This is a genomic window from Neobacillus citreus, from assembly GCF_018343545.2.
Classification (GTDB): Bacteria; Bacillota; Bacilli; order Bacillales; family Cytobacillaceae; genus Neobacillus; species Neobacillus citreus.
In genome coordinates this window covers 1-19937 of the sequence record NZ_JAGYPE020000053.1, presented here as the reverse complement: position 1 = coordinate 19937, position 19937 = coordinate 1, and the positions used below count along the sequence as shown (strand labels likewise).

Annotated in this window: 20 protein-coding genes; 7 read left to right on the top strand and 13 right to left on the bottom strand. The window is 40.6% G+C overall.

Annotated features, from left to right (window positions below; genetic code table 11):
• Window positions 1–11: 11 nt before the first annotated feature.
• The 8 genes from KHB02_RS22475 to KHB02_RS22440 all read right to left on the bottom strand — a co-directional run bounded on the left by KHB02_RS22475 (window position 12) and on the right by KHB02_RS22440 (window position 8936).
• Window positions 12–773 (bottom strand): glycosyltransferase family 2 protein, encoded by a 762-nt coding sequence (locus KHB02_RS22475; RefSeq protein WP_213141112.1) that lies wholly within the window; start codon window positions 771–773, stop codon window positions 12–14.
• Window positions 733–2226 (bottom strand): alkaline phosphatase family protein, encoded by a 1494-nt coding sequence (locus tag KHB02_RS22470; RefSeq protein WP_213141113.1) that lies wholly within the window; start codon window positions 2224–2226, stop codon window positions 733–735. The genes KHB02_RS22475 and KHB02_RS22470 overlap by 41 nt, the downstream gene beginning before the upstream one ends.
• A gap of 2 nt (window positions 2227–2228) precedes the next feature.
• A complete protein-coding gene (locus KHB02_RS22465) occupies window positions 2229–3161 on the bottom strand; it encodes a lysylphosphatidylglycerol synthase transmembrane domain-containing protein (RefSeq protein WP_213141114.1) in 933 nt (310 codons plus the stop codon).
• Window positions 3145–4098 (bottom strand): NAD-dependent epimerase/dehydratase family protein, encoded by a 954-nt coding sequence (locus tag KHB02_RS22460; RefSeq protein WP_213141115.1) that lies wholly within the window; start codon window positions 4096–4098, stop codon window positions 3145–3147. Before KHB02_RS22460 ends, KHB02_RS22465 begins: the two co-directional genes overlap by 17 nt.
• A gap of 98 nt (window positions 4099–4196) precedes the next feature.
• Entirely contained in the window at window positions 4197–5372 is a 1176-nt protein-coding gene (locus tag KHB02_RS22455) for a hypothetical protein (protein ID WP_213141116.1), read from the bottom strand.
• A gap of 189 nt (window positions 5373–5561) precedes the next feature.
• Complete coding sequence (ribD, locus tag KHB02_RS22450; RefSeq protein WP_213141117.1) at window positions 5562–6656, bottom strand: bifunctional diaminohydroxyphosphoribosylaminopyrimidine deaminase/5-amino-6-(5-phosphoribosylamino)uracil reductase RibD; 1095 nt, start codon at window positions 6654–6656, stop codon at window positions 5562–5564.
• Window positions 6649–7404, bottom strand: coding sequence for a GTP cyclohydrolase II (locus tag KHB02_RS22445; RefSeq protein WP_213141118.1), 756 nt, complete (start codon window positions 7402–7404; stop codon window positions 6649–6651). The genes ribD and KHB02_RS22445 overlap by 8 nt, the downstream gene beginning before the upstream one ends.
• Before the next feature lie 122 nt (window positions 7405–7526).
• Window positions 7527–8936, bottom strand: coding sequence for a SpoVR family protein (locus KHB02_RS22440; protein WP_213141119.1), 1410 nt, complete (start codon window positions 8934–8936; stop codon window positions 7527–7529).
• A gap of 198 nt (window positions 8937–9134) precedes the next feature.
• Between KHB02_RS22440 and KHB02_RS22435 the strand changes: the two genes are divergently transcribed.
• Window positions 9135–9389 (top strand): YhdB family protein, encoded by a 255-nt coding sequence (locus tag KHB02_RS22435; protein WP_213141120.1) that lies wholly within the window; start codon window positions 9135–9137, stop codon window positions 9387–9389.
• A 117-nt stretch (window positions 9390–9506) separates the two neighbouring features.
• Here the strand turns inward: KHB02_RS22435 and KHB02_RS22430 are convergent, their stop codons facing one another.
• Window positions 9507–11249 (bottom strand): phospho-sugar mutase, encoded by a 1743-nt coding sequence (locus KHB02_RS22430; RefSeq protein ID WP_213141121.1) that lies wholly within the window; start codon window positions 11247–11249, stop codon window positions 9507–9509.
• A 199-nt stretch (window positions 11250–11448) separates the two neighbouring features.
• Complete coding sequence (locus KHB02_RS22425; RefSeq protein WP_213141122.1) at window positions 11449–11847, bottom strand: YhcU family protein; 399 nt, start codon at window positions 11845–11847, stop codon at window positions 11449–11451.
• 127 nt (window positions 11848–11974) lie between these two features.
• Here KHB02_RS22425 and KHB02_RS22420 point away from each other — a divergent pair, with 127 nt between their 5' ends.
• A complete protein-coding gene (locus tag KHB02_RS22420; protein ID WP_213141123.1) occupies window positions 11975–12898 on the top strand; it encodes an RluA family pseudouridine synthase in 924 nt (307 codons plus the stop codon).
• 38 nt (window positions 12899–12936) lie between these two features.
• On the opposite strand, the gene KHB02_RS22415 is transcribed toward KHB02_RS22420, so the two are convergent.
• Window positions 12937–13191 (bottom strand): GlsB/YeaQ/YmgE family stress response membrane protein, encoded by a 255-nt coding sequence (locus KHB02_RS22415; protein ID WP_213141333.1) that lies wholly within the window; start codon window positions 13189–13191, stop codon window positions 12937–12939.
• A gap of 309 nt (window positions 13192–13500) precedes the next feature.
• On the opposite strand from KHB02_RS22415, the gene KHB02_RS22410 reads away from it, so the two are divergent.
• Both KHB02_RS22410 and KHB02_RS22405 read left to right on the top strand, forming a co-directional pair.
• Window positions 13501–14118 (top strand): DUF47 domain-containing protein, encoded by a 618-nt coding sequence (locus tag KHB02_RS22410; RefSeq protein WP_213116750.1) that lies wholly within the window; start codon window positions 13501–13503, stop codon window positions 14116–14118.
• Window positions 14119–14129: 11 nt separating this feature from the next.
• Window positions 14130–15131, top strand: a complete 1002-nt coding sequence (locus tag KHB02_RS22405; protein ID WP_213141124.1) for an inorganic phosphate transporter — start codon at window positions 14130–14132, stop codon at window positions 15129–15131.
• Window positions 15132–15179: 48 nt separating this feature from the next.
• On the opposite strand, the gene deoC is transcribed toward KHB02_RS22405, so the two are convergent.
• Complete coding sequence (deoC, locus tag KHB02_RS22400) at window positions 15180–15854, bottom strand: deoxyribose-phosphate aldolase (protein ID WP_213141125.1); 675 nt, start codon at window positions 15852–15854, stop codon at window positions 15180–15182.
• A gap of 221 nt (window positions 15855–16075) precedes the next feature.
• Here deoC and KHB02_RS22395 point away from each other — a divergent pair, with 221 nt between their 5' ends.
• Entirely contained in the window at window positions 16076–18250 is a 2175-nt protein-coding gene (locus tag KHB02_RS22395; RefSeq protein WP_213141126.1) for an MMPL family transporter, read from the top strand.
• 18 nt (window positions 18251–18268) lie between these two features.
• On the opposite strand, the gene KHB02_RS22390 is transcribed toward KHB02_RS22395, so the two are convergent.
• Entirely contained in the window at window positions 18269–18610 is a 342-nt protein-coding gene (locus KHB02_RS22390) for a cupin domain-containing protein (RefSeq protein WP_213141127.1), read from the bottom strand.
• Between the two features lie 205 nt (window positions 18611–18815).
• Here KHB02_RS22390 and KHB02_RS22385 point away from each other — a divergent pair, with 205 nt between their 5' ends.
• Window positions 18816–18995 (top strand): hypothetical protein, encoded by a 180-nt coding sequence (locus KHB02_RS22385; protein WP_241114022.1) that lies wholly within the window; start codon window positions 18816–18818, stop codon window positions 18993–18995.
• The gene (locus KHB02_RS22380; RefSeq protein WP_241114021.1) at window positions 18988–19722 is read left to right on the top strand and encodes a nuclease-related domain-containing protein; all 735 of its coding nucleotides are present in this window, start codon (window positions 18988–18990) and stop codon (window positions 19720–19722) included. Before KHB02_RS22385 ends, KHB02_RS22380 begins: the two co-directional genes overlap by 8 nt.
• Window positions 19723–19937 lie beyond the last annotated feature (215 nt).

Genomic DNA, 19937 nt, shown 5'->3' with positions numbered 1-19937 from the left:
TATAATACTTATTAATCCTTCTTATTATTCATTAACGGAAAAACGCTGCCTTGTTCAAGATAAACTCTTCTCTTTCTAACAGGCCTTGTCATCTCTTTGATAATGGCAGGCAGGACTGAGGTCATATAGGCCCTAAACTTAATAAATGATTCTCCAGCTTTTCGGACCTGATAATGAATAGGAATTTCTTTCATTCGGAACCCTTTTCTTATTAGATTTAATGTAAGCACTTGGGCATAGTTATAATCATGAATGATTTCTGCCTCCATCATTGCCTGTCTAGAAAAAGCCCGCATGCCGGATTGGCCATCATAGATCCATTTCCGCAGTAAGAGTGCTTGAAGCAGCGTAAAACAATAATTTCCGAGTCTCCGGTTCCACTTCATCCCTTTAATTGTTCCCATAAACCTTGACCCCATAACATAGTCGCTGGTTCCAGTTAGAATGGGTTCAATTAATTCAGGAATCTGCTCAGCAGGATACTCATTATCCGCATCAATCATGACACCAATATCAGCCTTTTTCTCTACACAAAGCTCCAATCCTTTTCGAACAGCTGCCCCTAATCCTTGATTCTTTTCAAATGTATAGATATAATCCGCTCCAGCCATTAGGGATTGTTCAACCGTTCGATCACTGGAGCCGTCATTGACAACTAAAACTTCTACTTGCACACGTGGATTAAAATCTCTAGGTATCTTTTTAATAACCTCCGCGATTGACTCTTCCTCATTATGAGCTGGAAGAAATACGATCACCTTTTGCTGCATCATTTATTAATACTTCCTTCCTAATTGCTTCGTTTAATACTGGCCCACGGGCTTTATTTGGAAACGGCGCCCCTAATAAATAGGAAATCGTTGAAGCAAGAGAAACCAAGCTATGCTTTTCTTCGACCACTTTGCCGCTCTCAATGGCCGGTCCGTACATAAAAAATGGTACGAACCGTTCACCTTCATCAAGGTGACCGTGACCGCCAATGCCATCCGCCTGGCCATGGTCCGCACAGACGATGAACGTGTAATTTTCCAGTCTTCCTTTTTCCTTTAGCCAATCATAATACTCCTTGACTAGCGTATCGGCTTCCTCAATCTTTTGAATATATTCGTCATATAAGACTCCTCGGCTGTGGCCGGTTTGATCGGTACTGATCAACTGGACGATTTGCAAATCGGGATTTTTTTCGTCCATAATCAACTTTGCCCTCTCGATAATTTTTCGATCGACAACATCGTTATGCATGACCGCCGTGAACGTATCAACATCACTGCCAAACGAATCCACCAGATGGGCCACTGCCAAAAGAGACCCCTTTTTACTAACCTTTCTTAAACTATCAAAGACGCTTTCGACCTTAATTCCGAGCTTCCACACCATATTGGATTTAATCCCATGTTCAAATGGATAGGTTCCGGTAAACATAGACGAAAAACAAACAACAGTCCGAGCAGGGTAGACCGTTTCCATCCGGGCATACTCAGTACCATTTTTTCTTAAGAAATCAAGAAACGGTGTATTCGCTTCCTCAAACCTTTCCTTTCTCATCCCGTCAATGACCATCACAATCACTTTTTGATTGATTTCCCTTGAGGTTGCCACAACATTAGAGGTGTAGGTTGGAATAACCTTTGGCTTCCAATCGAAGAGATTTTTGTGAAGAATCCATGAAAATAGAAAGACTCCTACATAAAACAGGATAAGCTGTCCGATTTCAGCCCCTGACCATGTATGTTCTGAAAGCGAAAAATTCCATAGTGATAATAATAAAAGAAACTTTGGCAGCTGTTCTTGGGCATTACCACTGGTCGAATCGCTGTTTTTCAAGACAAGCTTCCAAAAGCGGGTAAAATTAAGCCATGAGGTACCAATTCGTAAATGATAATAAAAGGTGCCCCAAAAAAAGACGGTAAAGAAGAAATATAATCCTACTGCCGTAAACAGTAATCCTAGATTCACGTTGTTCCAAATAATAAGATAGGCAACTAGCGGAATCCATAAATAATTTCTTAAAAATAACGGGAAATCAAATACGTAATAGATCACAAGCAATGGCAAAATGGCTAACAGGCCTAGCAAAAAATCGGCTAGGAAGCCGGACTTTCCGAAGTTTGCAACCGAGTAAATCACCATTGTCCCAACTGTAAAAATTGGTGTAAAGGGCTTCCCTTCATTCAAAAGATTCCAGCATCTTGCTGCTGCTTTTTCAAAAGATGATGCTTTTTTCATTCTTATAATCCTCTCCTTACTAGGATTTCTTTAATTTGTTTGATTTTTGACACAGGGGAATGGAGGAGCAGCAACATTCCAGCCAAATAAGAAAAGACAAATTTATAGCTGTGACTGATGATGGCCGCCATATAGCCGTCTTTAATAGAAAAATGAAAAGTCGTTAATGCAGCTGTCATGACAGATTCATATGTAGAGATGCCACCAGGTGTAATTTGAAAAATTTGTCCGCCAACGGTAATCGAGTTAACCCAAATAGCCTTATATATCGAAAGGCCACTGCCCATGGAAGAAGTAACTCCCCATATTACCGCGCCTTCTAATGCCCAGCTTACGGCAATCATAAGAAAAATAAGCAAGGCTTTCCTTCCTGATAGGTTGGTTTTAACTAATTGGATTTGCCTGTGAACAAACCTGGGAAGAAACCTCCACAACAGGATGCCTCCTACTAGACAAGCAATGGCTAAAATAACAATGAACAGGATTGAATACCGGAAAACAAACGCCTTTGCAAAAACAATCAAGCCAATAAAAGAAAATAACAAGAGCATAGCCATATCGATAGATCGAAGGACAACCACGGATTGGAGGGATTCCCCCGGGCTCACCTGTTTTTCTCTTATAGACAAAACGCTTATCCTGACAGCATCGCCAAGCTTGATTGGAGTAATATGGTTTATGAATAGGCTTAAGAGCACACCCTCCAGGCAGCTATAAAATCTGACTCTATTCCCAAAATACAACTTCCAAGCTTCGGCCCTGAGTATAAACGATAAACTATAGCAAATCGTCACCCCAATAATCAGATAGGGGCTCTCCCAAAAGAACCGTTTCGTTTCTTCTAAAAATTCTCCAACATGAAAATACAGTATGGACAAATAAATAAAGATTCCAAAAAGAATGACCCCTGCTATGTATTTAAATCTCTTTTGCATGCGCCTTTGCCCATTCAATTGTTCTGCTCAGTCCATCAGTAAATGACATAGACGGGTGAAAGCCAAGCTCGCCCTTAGCCTTCGAAATATCTGCCCATGTTGATTGGACATCACCCTGACGAAAGTCAGTATGTTTGACCCTCATTCCGGGAAAAAAACCGCGCAGCTGCTTGATTAACTCTTCAATCAGGATTGGACTGCCTGAACCGATATTAAAAATAGCGTATTGATCCTTTTGCTGAAACGCACTAATGATTCCTGAAACGCAATCATCAATATATGTATAGTCCCTGGCTGTTTTGCTCCCAAATACGACGATTTCCTGGTCAGCCATCAACTGTTTAATAAATTTCGTGATCGCCATATCCGGACGTCCCCATGGGCCATAAACCGTAAAAAAGCGAAGAATCGATACCTTATAATCATAAATGGTCGAGTAGGCATGACAAAACGCTTCTGCGCCGTACTTAGCCGCCGCATACGGGGAAACGACTGTTCCATTAGCCATGTCTTCTTTTAACGGGATGTTTTGCTGGTCACCGTAGACGGACGATGACGAAGCGAAAATAAACTGCTTGGCACCTGCTTCACCAGCGAATCTTAATGCGTTAATAGTTGCCTTGATGTCATAATCTACATATTCATTCGGAACCAAAATCGAGTTAGGGACTCCTGGAATGGCAGCTAGATGAATGACCGTATCAGGCTTAAATAAATGAAAAAGGTCTCTTACTTCCCCTTCATGATGAATCAGGCTCTTCTGATAAAAGGAAAATTCCCCGGCATGTTTGATCATTTCAAGCTGCCGCTTTTTCCTTTCAACAGAGTAATACGGGTGTAATTCATCAATAATGAGCACTTGGTGCCCTTCTTTTATCAACCTGCTTGATAGGTGAGAACCAATAAACCCTGCTCCACCAGTGACGATTATTTTCAAGTAAAAACACCTCTACAACAGAGTAATATTCCCATTTTCTCATAACCGGGAACAAAAGGAAAAACCTTGCGTCTTTAACCAAGGTTTCTCCTTCAAGATTATTTCGCTTTGTCTATAATGCTGTTAAGAGAAGCAATAAGTTCGTCAACCTGTGTTTCCCCGGCAGCTTTATCTTTCGCTTTTGCCGTTTCCACATATTTTTGCGCTTTTTCAGTTAAAGACTTATACTCAGCTTCGCCAATAAGACCTTTGATATCATCACCGATGACATCTATAAATAGAGCTCCCTCTAAACCAGTGATAACTCCTTTATCTTCACCAATGGCTTCTTTGCTTTCCTTGTATTCATCAATGGCAATTTTCGCAAAGCCTCGAACAAATGCTTTATTAACAGCGGCTGGATCAATGATTTTGGCATCTGTTTCAAGATTAAATTGCTTCTCAATAAAGGCAGTCTCGTCAGCAGCATGCTTGTTTAAGTAAGTATAAATGGATTGGAAGAAAGCCCATCCTTCAGCCTGTTCAACCTTTGCAAGAGCAGCATCCTTCTGTGCTTCAGCTGCTGCTTTTGTTGCATAGCCGTTTGGAAGCGCACCGGTTGCAAGATAGAAGGTCTTCATTAACGTCTTATCAATTACTTGCTTACCTAAGTTTACTGCCAATTGGTCATTATTCTTAATACCATTATCCACTTCGTTAAAGCCGCCCTCAATGGCGCTTACCATGTTTGTTCCATAGGCAGCATCACGCTTTTCAACAGTCGATTTGATAATGGCATAGAATTCTTTTGCTTCTTCAACCTCTTTATTCACTTCTTCTGTTTTGCCCCAGTTTTCACCAATTTCCGTGAATTCATGTTTGATTGTTGTATAGAATACCTTTTGCATTAATTTATCAAAAATTTGCCTTACAACCACTTTGTCCATGGAGCCGTCTTTACCTGCTGCTAAAGAGGCTGTAATTTTTTCATCAAGAGTATCTTGGAATTCCGCATCACGTTGTTTAACTAATTCTTGTAAATTAGCTTTATACAATTCTGTTACTTTATTAAAATCGACTTCTTTGCCTTCTTTGGCTTTATCAAGCTCAGCAATAGCCTCTTTATAGGCATCTGCATAGTTTGCTTCTTCTTTTTCTGCAGCTTCTTTCTTTTCAGCCTGCTTTTCTGTATTTTCAACCTTTGGCTTGTTTTCGGTCTCTTCCGCTTTTCCACATGCACCAAGAATAAGTGAAATGGCTGCAAGTGATGTAATAAGTTTCAATTTTAGTGACATGTTGTTACTCCCCCGATTAATTTGGTTATGTAAACCATTTATTTGATAATGATTATCATTCACATTTTTGATTATAGAGAGAATGATTCTCAATGTCAACGTTCATTTTTTAGTTTTCACAAAATATACACTTTTTATTACGTTTATAAAAAAGACTGCCCTAATCTAACTATTAAGGCAGTCAACTTTTTAAAAATTATATTTTGGATAACCAATGAACTTAAAATCTTTTCCGATTGGTGTAAAGGAACAGTCTGTTAATTCAACTGCATCACGCATTTTCTCAATGCCTGTTCCCTCAAGAAATGTCGGGGCATTATGGCCTCCGATTAACTTCGGAGCAAAATACAATACCACTTTATCAATCAGTTTTTTTTCAAGGAAAGAAGCATGAACCGCCCCTCCCCCTTCAATAAACACCGAGGAAATGAGATTTTCTCCCAAAATACGTACAACTTCTTCTGGGCAGACACGGTTTGACCCATTTGTTTGAAAAACTTTGATTCCCAAGTCCTCTAATCTTTTGCGCTTTTCCTGATCATATTGTTCACTGGTAAAAATCCAGGTTGGTGCAAGATTGTCCGTAACCACTTTAGCATCCAGCGGAATTTTTAAGGTGGAATCTAAAATAACCCGGAGCGGATTCCGTCCATTCGGAATGCGTGCCGTTAATTCCGGATCATCTTTTATTACAGTATTAATTCCCACAAGAATCGCCATATGTTCATTTCGTAACTGATGGACATCGAGTCTTGCTTCCTCGGAGGTAATCCACTTGCTGTCAGAGGTGTGTGTGGCAATTTTCCCGTCCAGGGTGGATCCAGCCTTCATGGTCACAAATGGCGTTTTTTGAACGATAAACTTATTAAAAACCTCATTCATTCGGTTGGATTCCGCTTCCCGAACGCCGATTATAACCTCAATTCCGGCATCTTTAAGAATTTTAACGCCATTGCCCGCTACCACCGGGTTCGGGTCGAGGGTTGCGATGACCACCTTTTTAATCCCTGCTTCCACTAAAGCAACAGCACAAGGGCCTGTCCTTCCGTAGTGGGAACATGGTTCAAGGGTTACATAAATGGTCCCGCCTTTTGCTTTCTCACCGGCCATCCTTAAGGCATGGATCTCGGCATGCGGTTCACCGGCCTTTAAGTGGGCGCCGATTCCGACCACCCGGTTATCATTAACAATCACCGCTCCCACTAATGGATTGGGGTCTGTCTGTCCCTTCATGGCCCCAGCATTTTTTAATGCTAAATCCATATAAAACTCGTGATTAGTCATTTGGACAAGTCCCCTCGTCCTTTAAATGGCCGGAACGGTTAATCTTTGTTTGCAGGTATTTTTCGTTATACTCGGATACATCTCCCCATAACGGCTTCCTTCCGGAAACAGGCAGACCAGCGTTTTTCAATGCATCTAATTTTTTTGGATTGTTAGTAATCAAGGTTACCGGTTTAGTGCGCAATGCTTTCAGGACCTGAATGGCATCGCTATAATTTCTGGCATCATCCACAAAGCCAAGCGCATGATTCGCCTCGACGGTGTCATAATTATTTTCTTGAAGGATATAGGCCATTGCCTTGCTAAATAAGCCAATTCCACGCCCTTCATGATTGGCCAAATAAAACAAGGCGCCTGTCCCATGTTCGACAATCATTTTCATGGACCGTTTCAATTGAAAGCCGCAGTCACATCTTTTGCTGCCAAAAATATCGCCTGTGTGGCAAATCGAATGCATTCGCATGATGGCATCCTCACCATATGTGAAATCACCATATACAAGAACACTGGATTGTTGAAGCTCCGCTAAATTAACCGAAGACAATTTATCAATAATCCGTTCAAAATCCTCTGTTACCTCATTACAATTCAGCCAACAATACCACTGAAATACAACGGTTTCACCGTATAAATTTACTGGAAGGCGAATCGGCCCAACTAAATAGATGGCACCCTTTTCTGTTTTAATTAATTGAATTTTATCTTGAAGCACATCAAGCACTTTAGAATCCAATTTGGTATCTTTCATTATTCAATCCCCCTTAAGATTAGTTTGGATTAAGGTATGTATTTTCATTTATGACACAAATAAAAAAGAGACTGAATTTTTCAGCCTCTAACATGATATCATGTTTGTCACTACGTGCATATTTATAAGTACTTGCGGTGAACTCCTTTACCATCATAGGAAAATAACATAGACCGATCTTCAATGGTTGTTTCCATATGAACCGGTCTGCCCCAAAGCTGATGAACATATGGCAGAACCTTCTCAAGATATTTGACATCAAGCTCTACACCCTCAAACCAATGCTTCAAATAGAGCTCGCCATTTTTCATATAGTCGCCATCATTTACCGTGATATACGGGAATCCGCCATTTACCCGCATATTCACTAATTGGTCGCGGACATGCTCCCATTCTTTGTCAACAATCTTATAATCGCGGCCTTGCTTTTGGAAAAGATACATATCTTCCCTATACACTAAATCCTTCGTTAAATAATTCCGCAGGAAGGAAATATCCGATTCAATTTCCCGAACCTCAAATATTTTTTCCCGTCCAGAATTTGGCTCAACACCTCGTCTTTTCATTTCCTCAGACGGATTATTATATCTTTCCTCGATGTCTTCGAAAATTTTCAAGCCAAGATAATAAGGGTTAATTCCCGTTTTCGACGGCTGAACGACCCCCGCATTTAATTTGGCAAACTCAATGGATTCTCCGCTTGTCAGATTCATTTCCCGCAGTATCCTTTGATGCCAGAAAGAGGCCCAGCCTTCGTTCATGATTTTTGTTTCTAACTGTGGCCAGAAATACAGCATTTCTTCCCGCATCATCGTAAGAATATCACGCTGCCAATCCTCCAGTTCGCGGCTATATGTTTCAATGAAGAGTAATATATCTTTCTCTGGTCTTGGCGGGAATTTCTTTCGACGTGGCGGCTTTGAATCCTTTTCGTCTTTTTTATCCAAGCCCCAAAGGTCATCATACGGTGAAACTGCCCGCTGTTCTTCCTCGTCCTCATCGTCCTCCAAAGACCATGCCAATTTTGGACGCATCAAGGAAGGGTCAATATGCTCATCAATAGACAATATTGCATCGAGGAAACTTTCCACTTCTTTTTTTCCATATTGAATTTCGTACTGATGAATTCTTTCCGCCGTAGCTGCCATGCTTTCGACCATATCCCGTTTTGTATTTTGGAACCGGACATTGTTTTTAAAGAAATCACAATGGGCCAAAACGTGGGCAACAATCAGTTTATTTTGGATTAACGAATTGGAATCCAGCAAAAATGCGTAACATGGGTCCGAATTAATGACGAGTTCATAAATCTTACTTAGACCTAAATCATAATGAAGCTTCATTTTGTGAAATTGCTTCCCGAAGCTCCAGTGTGAAAATCGGGTCGGCATCCCATAAGCTCCAAATGTATAAATGATTTCGGCAGGGCAAATTTCATAACGCATCGGATAAAAATCTAAGCCAAAACCGCTGGCGATTTCCGTTATTTCATCGATCGCATATTCGAGTGCTTTCTTATCTCCCTCATTCATCAGCCATTCCCCCTTTTCCTCTTACCACAATGTATGAAGAAACAGAAGGATTGATGAAACAAGATAATAACAATTACAAAATATACAGGTAAATGTTGAAAACGTTGTGAGGACAAGGTGTCCAAATTTTTGCGTGAAAGTTCAACGCAAAAATTCATAAAATAATCTCAACTCCTAGTAAGGAGGAGAGAAAACTAAATGAATAAATTGGATTATGACCGGGCGCTGTTTTATACACACCGGTCTGAATGGGATAATTTATTGATATTAATGGTAAGAACCACAGACCAGTTCTTATCTAAGAAGATTGAACATTTCCTGCACGCCTACAATTTTGAACGCGACTATTCCGTTATCGAGACCAAATTATACAGCCTGCTTCGCTACATTGACCATGCCAACGAAACATTTGAACAATCGCCAACTGAGATACCGATGTATAGTCTTTCCTGAAACATCAAGTGGATACTGATTTTATTAAAGAACCTTTTTCCAAATCAAACCAATGAATTCCACCAAAAAAAACACGGCTTCCAAAACGTTTTGGAAGCCGTGTTTTCATAAATAAAACTATACGTTTTGAACTTGCTTAACCTTTTGATCAACCAAATCCATGAAGTCCTTTTCAATGGTTTGCAATTTGCTTTTGCTGTCTGCAAGCGTCCCGCTATTTACACCAAAGTAAAATTTAACCTTTGGCTCAGTTCCCGATGGGCGTAAGCATACCCATGATCCATCCTCAAAAATATACTTCAGCACGTTGGATTTCGGAAGAGCAATTTTCTCTTCCCGGTTATCAATCGTTCTATTTCCTGTTAAATAGTCTTCTGTTACAGCCGTTTTTAAGGAACCAAGCCCCGTTAACGGTTCGCTGCGGAAGGAAGCCAAAATACGCTGAATCAATTCTGCTCCTTCTTTTCCCTTTAATGTTAAAGAGCGAAGTCCTTCCTGGTAATAGCCGTATTTTTCAAAAACCTGCATCATTCCTTCATATAAAGTCAATCCCTGTTTCTTATAATACGCGCAAACCTCTGTTGCCAAAAGGGCTGCTTGAACGGCATCTTTATCACGGGCAAAGTCGCCGATTAAATAGCCGTAAGATTCTTCATAGCCAAATAAATACGTATGTTCACCTGTTTCTTCATATTGCTTAATCTTTTCGGCAATGAATTTGAAGCCAGTTAGTACATCGACCGTTTCTAAATCATAGGCTGATGCAATTTTGCGTCCTAATTCAGAGGTGACAATGGTTTTTAACACGACACCGTTTTGCGGCAAAGTTCCTTTTTGCTGTTTCTGAGAAAGTAAGTAATCAAGCAATAATGCTCCGGTTTGGTTGCCGGTTAAGACTACGTACTCACCCTCTGGATTTTGCACAGCTATGCCCAGGCGGTCAGCATCTGGGTCTGTTGCAATTAACAGGTCCGCCCCCACTGCTTTGCCATCACGAATGGCTAATTCAAATGCGGCATGTTCTTCTGGGTTAGGGCTTTTCACGGTTGAAAACTCGGGATCAGGCAGCTCCTGCTCCTTTACCACCGTTACATTTTTATAGCCTAATGCCTGAAGCCCAGCCCGAACAGGTTTATTGGCCGTCCCATGCAAAGGTGTGAAGACAATTTGAAGATCTGTTTCTTCGGCAAGCTGCGGATTTTCGGAAATCGTCTTTAGCTTTTCGATATATGCTTGATCAATTTCTTCACCAATCGTTTTAATTAATCCGGCTGTTCTTAAAGTTTCTTCCTTATCGACCTTGATAACCAATTCATTGCCAATTTCATTTACTTTCGCAATAACCTGATCAGCAGCCTCCGGCGGCAGCTGGCCGCCGTCTGATCCGTATACTTTATAACCGTTATATTCCGGTGGATTATGACTGGCAGTAATAACAATCCCCGAAAATGCGTTTAAATAACGTAAGGCGAAGGAAAGCTCCGGAGTAGGGCGAAGCTCATCAAACACATAGGTTTGAATTCCACGCGTTGCCAAGGTTTTGGCAGCCTCCAGCGCGAATTCCGGTGATTTATGGCGAGAGTCAAACGCAAGGACAACGCCGCGTTGTTTTGCTGCTTCCCCTTGCTCTTCTATGTATGCAGCCAGGCCAGCTGATGCTTTGCGGACCGTATATATATTCATTCTATTTGTCCCGACACCAAGTTCTCCGCGCATTCCGCCTGTTCCAAACTCTAAATTTTTATAAAAAGCCTCCTCGAGCAGTTTTTCGTCTTGCTCAAGCGTTGCTAATTGGCTCTTTAATTCGGAATCCAATTCCTTAAATTCTAACCAGCTCTTAGCTGCAGTTCTCCAATCCATTTTTAGGTTCCCTCCAGTATGTTATCTATACCTAATATTGGTTCTAAGCGGGTGTTTGATACTCCTTTAAAACGCAGCGTCAAAATCCCGACAATTTTCGCAGACACAATATTTTCGGCAATCCAATACTTATATTACCTTAAAATGAGCGGTTTTTTTATAAAAAAAAGAAAAAGCCCCAAAACGGCTTTTTCCTCTATTAAATAAGCAGTTGGTTATCTGCCTTCGTGTATATGCTGAGAACAGTATTTTTCATGCTTTTTGCTTCGGCAAACTGTTCAAACTCAAACGGAAAAAACAAGCCAAATTCATGAAGGTTTGCTGCATTTTTATTAAAAATAGCTTCGTATTGGTCGTCAAGCTGAGGTGACTCCAGTATCGATATTAATGTTTGAATACTGACCATCACTTGAAACGCATCCTTTAACGTGCTGAATTCTTCAAAATGTTGTTTAGAGGTATGCAATATTTTTAATTTTTCAAAGCGGTTTATTTCTTCGTCCGTAAAATATAGCGGAAATATATTGGAATAAATATATCCCACGAGCTCACAAATTTTTTCTTCCTGACTTGGAGTCGAGGCAAAAACGATCTTCACTCCATAACCCACCTTTGCTCACGCGCTTATTTCTGTCGTATTATATATGATAAGAATAACATATCTTAGTTTGTATTTAGGGTGGTAATTACTGTTAGCTGCCCTACTGGAATAAGAAGGAGATATTATGCTGAAAACAATGCGGCTCGGGGAATGGTTTCAGATTATCGTTCCTAAAAAATGGGCAGGAAAGACAATCGAAGAAATCTTCCGTCATGAATGGGAAGCCCCTAAAAAGTTAACACATGCGTTTCGAATGGAGAAAAAGGTTCAGGTTGATGGCAAGGAATGCTCCTGGACGGCACCGCTCTCAGAGGGCTCGAAACTGCAAATTCAATTATTTACCGAAGAGGAACCGCATGCGATCCCCAACTATCTGGATATCGATGTCCTCTTTGAGGATGACCATTTATTGATTATGAATAAACCGCCGATTATGAACACTCATCCAAATGACCCTGAAAAAGATACCGAAACTTTAATCAATGCAGCGGCCTTTTATTTGCAGGCCAAAGGGGAAATCAGGGATGTCCGTCAGATTCACCGTTTGGACCGTGATACCTCCGGTGCCATCCTGCTGGCTAAACACGCACTTGCTGGAGCACTTCTGGACGGAAAGCTTGCAAAAAGAGAAATCAAAAGAACATATCTTGCCTTGGTCCATGGATTGTTGAAGCAAAAAAAAGGGACGATCAATGCCCCGATTGGCCGAGATCGGCATCACCCCACCAAAAGAAGGGTATCCCCCTCTGGGCAAGCCGCGATTACGCATTATCAAGTGGTGAAGGAAGACAGAAAGCGTAATTTATCCTACGTAAAATGCTGGCTTGATACGGGGCGAACGCACCAAATTCGCGTGCATTTAAGCCATCTAGGCCACCCTTTAGTTGGGGATGTTGTTTACGGTGGGAAACCGCTCGTCAACAGACAAGCCCTCCATGCCGGAAAACTGGCGTTAACCCATCCTTTAACAGAGGAAAAAATCGTTGTATATGGACCATTTACGGATGACCCGATTATTTTTAAAGAATTTGATATTTACTCACTATAAAAAGCCTCCCAAAATTCGGGAGGCTTTCCTCATAATGATTAATCAGCTTTCCTGAAGGACCTCATGATAAAGCTTAATAAAAGCACTAGGACTGCTGCACCAATGATCGCCGGTATGATGGCGAAATCAGCCACATGCGGGCCCCAGTTTCCCAATACCAGAGTCCCCAGCCATGCACCAACAAAACCAGCAATGATATTACCAATAATTCCCCCAGGTACGTCTCTTCCTACAATAAGGCCGGCTAACCAACCGATTATACCGCCAACAATTAATGCCCAAATAAAGCTCACATAGAACACTCCTTTTTTAGTATTCATTCGATTTTTTCTTGAGCCTGCCAAGCAAATCATCTAAGGATGTCTGCCTGTTACCTTATAAATTACCCTGTTTTGTTTTTTTTACTCATGGCTATGAAATAATTCATACATAAATTTTGGCATCATGGCAAAAGTAAACTAGGACATCCGCAAAATAATTGTCTGAAAATTCTTTTGTTAAGTTTTTGTAAATTTATTTTTAAATTATTTATTTTTTAGACAATCTTCATATAAAATTATTCCGTTGATGAACAACACGTACAATAATGGAGGGTATCTCTAATGGCATTTAAAAAAAATGACAAATTCTCAGTTTTGCTAAGCAATATTTCTTCCAACCTTAAAGAAGGGGCAAATTTTTTTACAGAATATAAACTGAAAAACGTCAGTGATTTAAAAATTTTCTCTGAAAAAATGAAGGAAATCGAAACGAAGGGAGATTCCTTTGTTCACGAAGTTATTAAAGAATTAAATGATGCTTTTATCACACCAATCGAACGGGAAGACATCCTTCACCTTGCGATGGTAATGGACGATGTATTAGATGGTCTTGAAGCAACTTCCGCATTATTTGAAATGTACTCCATCACTCAGGCAGATGATTTCATGCTTCAGTTTGTGGACGCTATTCGAGGCAGTGTTATTGAAATTGATAAAGCCGTAGAGCTTTTATCCAATAAAAAGCTTCCGCAAATCAGAGAACATGCAATTAAGATTAAGGATTTTGAATCCAAATGCGATAATATTTTACGACAATCCATTAAAAATTTGTTTAATGTGGAAAAGGATCCAATCCGTATTATTCAATATAAAGAAATTTATGAGAACCTTGAGGACGTTGCCGACAGCTGCCAGACCGTTGCCAATATTCTTGAAACCATTATCATGAAAAATGCGTAAGGAGTCATAATATGAGTGCTGTCTTAATACTTACAATTTTAATCGTCATCGGGGCTCTCGCATTTGACTTTATTAACGGTTTCCATGATACGGCAAATGCAATTGCTACCTCGGTTTCGACAAAAGCATTGAAACCACGACAAGCAATTTTGCTTGCCGCTGTCATGAATTTCGTCGGGGCCCTTACGTTCACAGGCGTTGCTAAAACAATTTCAAAGGATATCGTTGACCCATTTAATTTAGCACACGGTTCAATTGTTATCTTAGCTGCACTGCTTGCAGCAATTGCCTGGAATTTAATTACTTGGTATTTCGGAATTCCGAGCAGTTCTTCCCACGCACTAATTGGTTCCATCGCCGGTGCTGCTGTTGCTGCGGAAGGACTCAATGTTTTAAATTACACTGGATTTATAAAGATTCTAGAAGCTCTAATCATTTCACCTATCTTAGCTTTTGTTGTTGGTTTCATTATTTATAGTATTTTTAAAGTTGTTTTTAAAAATTTCAATTTAACAAAAACAAATCGAAATTTCCGTTTTATCCAAATCGCAACTGCGGCATTGCAATCTTATTCACATGGAACAAACGATGCCCAAAAATCGATGGGGATTATCACTATGGCACTAATTGCGAATCAGTATCTTCCACATAATGCCGAGGTACCTTTTTGGGTCCAATTATCCTGTGCCATAGCGATGGGACTTGGCACCTCTATTGGCGGATGGAAAATTATAAAAACCGTTGGCGGCAAAATCATGAAAATCCGTCCAATTAACGGGGTTGCCGCTGATTTAACCGGGGCAGCAATTATTTTTGGCGCTACTTACATTCATTTGCCAGTTAGTACAACACACGTAATTTCTTCCGGAATTTTAGGTGTTGGTGCTTCTCACAGACTTAAAGGCGTAAAATGGGATACAGCCCAACGTATGCTGATTACTTGGGTAATAACTCTGCCAATAACCGCACTATTAGCTGGGATTTTGTATTACGTTCTCAACCTTTTCTTTTAGTCACGAAAGAGGCTGTCCCTTAAAGGACAGCCTCTTTTCTTCATATTATTAGTAATTGCTGGAGGAAACTTCTCCTTTACAGATGGCCACACCTGAGCTCGCACCAATCCTTGTTGCCCCGGCTTCAACCATTGCAAGGGCATCTTCTCGGCTTCTTACGCCCCCGGATGCTTTAACACCGATATCCGGGCCGACTGTTTCGCGCATTAAGCTGATATCTTCAACCGTCGCCCCGCCGGTTGAGAATCCTGTAGAAGTTTTAACAAAATCAGCTCCAGCCTTGACGGAAAGCTCACATGCACGTTTCTTTTCCTCATCCGTCAACAGCGAAGTCTCAATAATAACCTTAACTAATGCTTTCCCCTTCGCCGCCTCCACAACACTGCGGATGTCCGATTCAACTAAATCATCCTGCTGAGCTTTAAGGGCACCAATGTTGATGACCATATCGATTTCATCTGCACCATTTTCAATCGCATTCTTTGTTTCAAATGCTTTCGTCTCTGAGGTCGTTGCCCCAAGCGGAAAGCCGATGACCGTACAAACTTTAACATCCGGTGAATCTTTAAGTATTTCAGCAGCTGTTTTTACCCAGGCAGGGTTTACACAAACGGAAGCAAATGAATATTCTTTTGCCTCTTCCGCTAATTTCACGATTTGCTCTTTTGTTGCTTCTGGTTTTAATAATGTATGGTCAATCAGTCTGGCTATGTTTTGGCTCATTGCTAATTCCCCCTATTTTTAACTCGTTATGTATCTTAGTTTGTCCAGAATTACTATAACAAAGCGGTGGAACATTTGTAAATATGTACATTTTCAACTGGTAAGAAGGGAAATCTTTATAAAAGGTTTTCTTTTTAAAAAGTCATAAAAAAGTCAAACGTTTATCCCTGTAATATTTTGTATACTTAATTTGATTGTTATTTTTTATTGGGGGTGATGGGGTGGAAAAGCTCGGTGGATTCATTTATCGGAATCGAAAAGGGGTGATGCTGGTTTGGGTTTTAGCCATTATCCTGTTTGGCTTTTTCGCTTTGAAACTGCCTGCTGTGTTAAGCGGAAACGGTTTTGAATATAAGGGGGAATATAACGAAACAAGGCGGATTTTGGAAAAAGACTTTGGACAAGCCAAGTCCTCGATCATCCTTGTTTTTCAAAAAGAAAAAGGCATCAGCGATGAAAAGTTTCGGGATTTTATGGAGGAAACCTTTGTAAGGCTAAAGGACTTTGACCATGCAGAGGACATCATTCCCCCCTTTGCCCGGGACGGTATGATAAAAGGGAATTACGCTTATGGCCTGCTTACCTTTAATAAAAAAGCGGAAAGCCTTGGGGCAGAAATAAGCGATTTAAAAAAGCTGCTGAGAAACAAAAATGGGTTAAAGGTAACGATGACGGGGGAACCAATCATTGTTAAAGATTTAAATACAGCCAGCCAAGAGGATTTGGCGAAAGCGGAGATGATTGGCCTGCCGATCGCCCTGCTAGTTCTCATCCTCGCATTCGGCAGTCTTGTCGCGTCAGCCCTTCCTCTAATTATTGGTGTGGTATCCATTTTAACCACCATGGGGACAGTTTATTTTTTCAGTTACAGCATCGACCTAACCATTTTTATCTTGAATATTGTACCGATGATTGGCCTTGCCTTGAGTATCGATTTTGCGCTGTTATTTATTAACCGTTATAAGGAAGAGCTAACCAGGAAATCTGTTGGCGAGGCCATCGCGATTACCGTTGCCACAGCTGGCAGGTCCATTATTTTTTCCGGCCTCTGCGTCTTTATCGGGTTATCAGGGCTTTGGTTTATCCAAATTGATATTTTTCAAAATGTCGCACTCGGCGGAATGACGGTCGTCCTTGTTTCTGCACTCTGTTCTTTAACGTTTCTGCCGGCGTTCTTGGCACTATTGGGACACAGAATCAATAAATTTAGCATTTTACGGATTTCGGACGATCGGGTAAGCGGCTGGTATTTATTTGCCAAGTTTGTCATGCGGCGGCCCGTTTTGATGGCAGTCTGCGCTCTTGCCATTTTGCTGGTCGGACTGATTCCCGTGAAGCAAATGGTTCTGACGATTCCAGGCACCGATTCCCTGCCGCCTAATTATCCGTCGCGTGTCGCTTTAGAAAAATTTAAAGAGCATTTTTTTGAAAAAGAAAAACGCGATGAAAAGAAGGTATCGATTATTCTGGAGACCAGCGGCGGTGTGCTGACGAGGGATAATCTCGAAAAGGTAAGTCTAGTGATCAATAAATTAGAGAAGGACCCACTGGTTTATACGGTCGATTCGCCATTTTCTGCTTTTGGCATTAAGAATGCAGCGCAATTCCAACAGCTGCTGCTTTATGGTGAAATGAGCAAGCTCACCCCAGTTTTCGATCACTTCGTCCGTGAAAATAAAATGCTTATTGAAGTCTACTTAAAGACCGGCGAGCATTCAGCTAAAGCCCGGCAATGGGTTAAGGATTGGTCCGCCAAAGATTTAGGTGTGAAGGCTTCGGTTGGCGGTCCCATTAAGTTCGAGCAGGAAATCTTTGATGAAATTATCAAGAAGGCTCCGTATGGTTTGCTGTTGATTATGATTTCAACTTTGGTAATTTTAATGGCTGCTTTTCAGTCGATTCTTATTCCGCTTAAAGCCATCTTGATGAATGCCTTGAGCCTTGGCTGCACATTTGGGATTGTAGTATGGGTTTTCCAAGAAGGACATCTCGGGGTTTCTCCCGTTAACATCGGATTGATTCTGCCCGTTTTCGTGTTTACGCTTGTATTTGGATTGTCCATGGATTACGAGGTATTTCTTATCTCCCGAATTCAGGAGTTTTATCTGAAAACGGGCGATAATACTGAAGCGACCATTTCCGGTTTAACGTACACGAGTAAAATTATTACCTCCGCTGCAGCGATTATGATTGTCGTGACAGGTGCTTTTGCTTTTACAGGCGTTATGCCAATCAAGCAATTGGGAGTCGGCATTGCGGTCGCCATCTTTATTGACGCTACCATTGTCCGCATGGTCCTTGTTCCTTCTTTAATGAAGCTGTTGGGTGATTGGAATTGGTGGTTCTTTGGGTTCAAGAATAAACGTGATGTATCGCATCGTAAAAAGCCAGCCTGATTGGGCTGGCTTTTGCTGTTAAATATTTTTAGCATATAGCTCGCTTGGAATTTTACTTAATACTACATATAAACTTACAGGTTCGCTGCCCGTATTTTTGAAGGCCATTTCCTCTTCGCTTTGAACATGGATGAGGTCTGCCTCAGATACTGCTGTCTCTGTTCCATCTATGATGATTGTGCCGCTGCCGGTTAGAACATACAGATAAACCTCTGTTCCCGGGTGTTTATGAGTTGGGAGGGTTTGATTTGGCAGAAAGTTTAAAACGAATGCTGTCGTTTCACCCTTCTTATAGATAATCCTTTTTGTGAACTTCTCTTCACTGTATTCCATATATGCTTTAACTGAATTTTTTTCCATTGTTGATGCCTCCTTTATGGCTTTATTATAGTTGATAATCATTTTCAGTTAAGTGAGTTGGGTCACTTCTATTTAATATATCTCTTTGAATATTCGATATCCGCGCCGGCAGGAAAATGTTAACAAATGTTTCATAGTTCGTGCCTCTGTGAAAGTTATTTTTTTAGTAAAATAAATCTGAGATTTTTAATAAAGGATGGTGACTATGCTTAAGAAACCGCGCACATTAAGAAAGGAATTAAGGAAAATTAGGTCATTGAATGCCCGCATGCTGTTGTTAGATGATGACAAATGGAATTATCTGAATGCGGAAAAGGGTTTTGCCGGTGAATTGGAGTTTGACAAGTTGACTGAAAAAGCTTCAGTGTCAGTGTCTTGTGATTAACGATGTGCAGCTCAAGCTCAACAAATCTTATTTTCAAATTGATACAGTGATTATCTATCAAAGAGAAATTTATCTGATTGATGTGAAAAATTTTGAAGGGGATTTTTATTACGATGCTGACGGGCATTTAAAGAAAGGCAATCGAGAGATAAAAAACCCTCTTAATCAGTTGGAGCGATGTGAAAACCTATTTAGGCAATTGCTTCAAAACTATGGATACAAATATCATGTTGAATCTTACCTAGTCCACATAAACCCCGAGTTTACCTTATACCAAGCGCCTCAAAATGACCATGTAATTTTCCCGACACAAATCAAGAAATTTATGAGGAAATTGGATAAACCATCTTCAAGACTGAATGAGAGTCATGAGAAACTGGCAGAGCTGCTCATTTCGCTTGATCAAGACGAATTTCCCTTTGCTGAATTTCCTTCATACGATTATACTCACTTGCAAAAAGGGATCCTTTCTCCTTCCTGCCATACACTTTCAACGTCTTTAGAGGGGAATAAAATTGTGTGCGGATTATGCAGGCATGAAGAGTACATTGATTCTGCGGTTTTGCGGAGTGTTCGGGAGTTGGTTATGCTGTTTCCGGGAATTAAGATTACTACCAATTTGGTTTCTGAGTGGTGTAATGAAATGGTATCAAAAAAGACTATTAGAAGAATTTTACTACAAAATTATATAGCTAAAGGGAATACATTAGGGCGTTATTTTGAATAAAAAGGGGAAAAAGCTCCTATTTTTTACCGTTAGCTTGTTTTTCTGGTATTCCTTGGCAATATAGATGCCTTATTTTTACCGTGGGCCCTTTTTTGGGTGGTCCACGGGCAATATAGGCGTCCTATTTTTACCGTTAACAGTCAAGTCCGATATATTGTGTAAAATTATCTACAATGAATCGACATACTAATAATGTAAAGTGGACTATACTATTT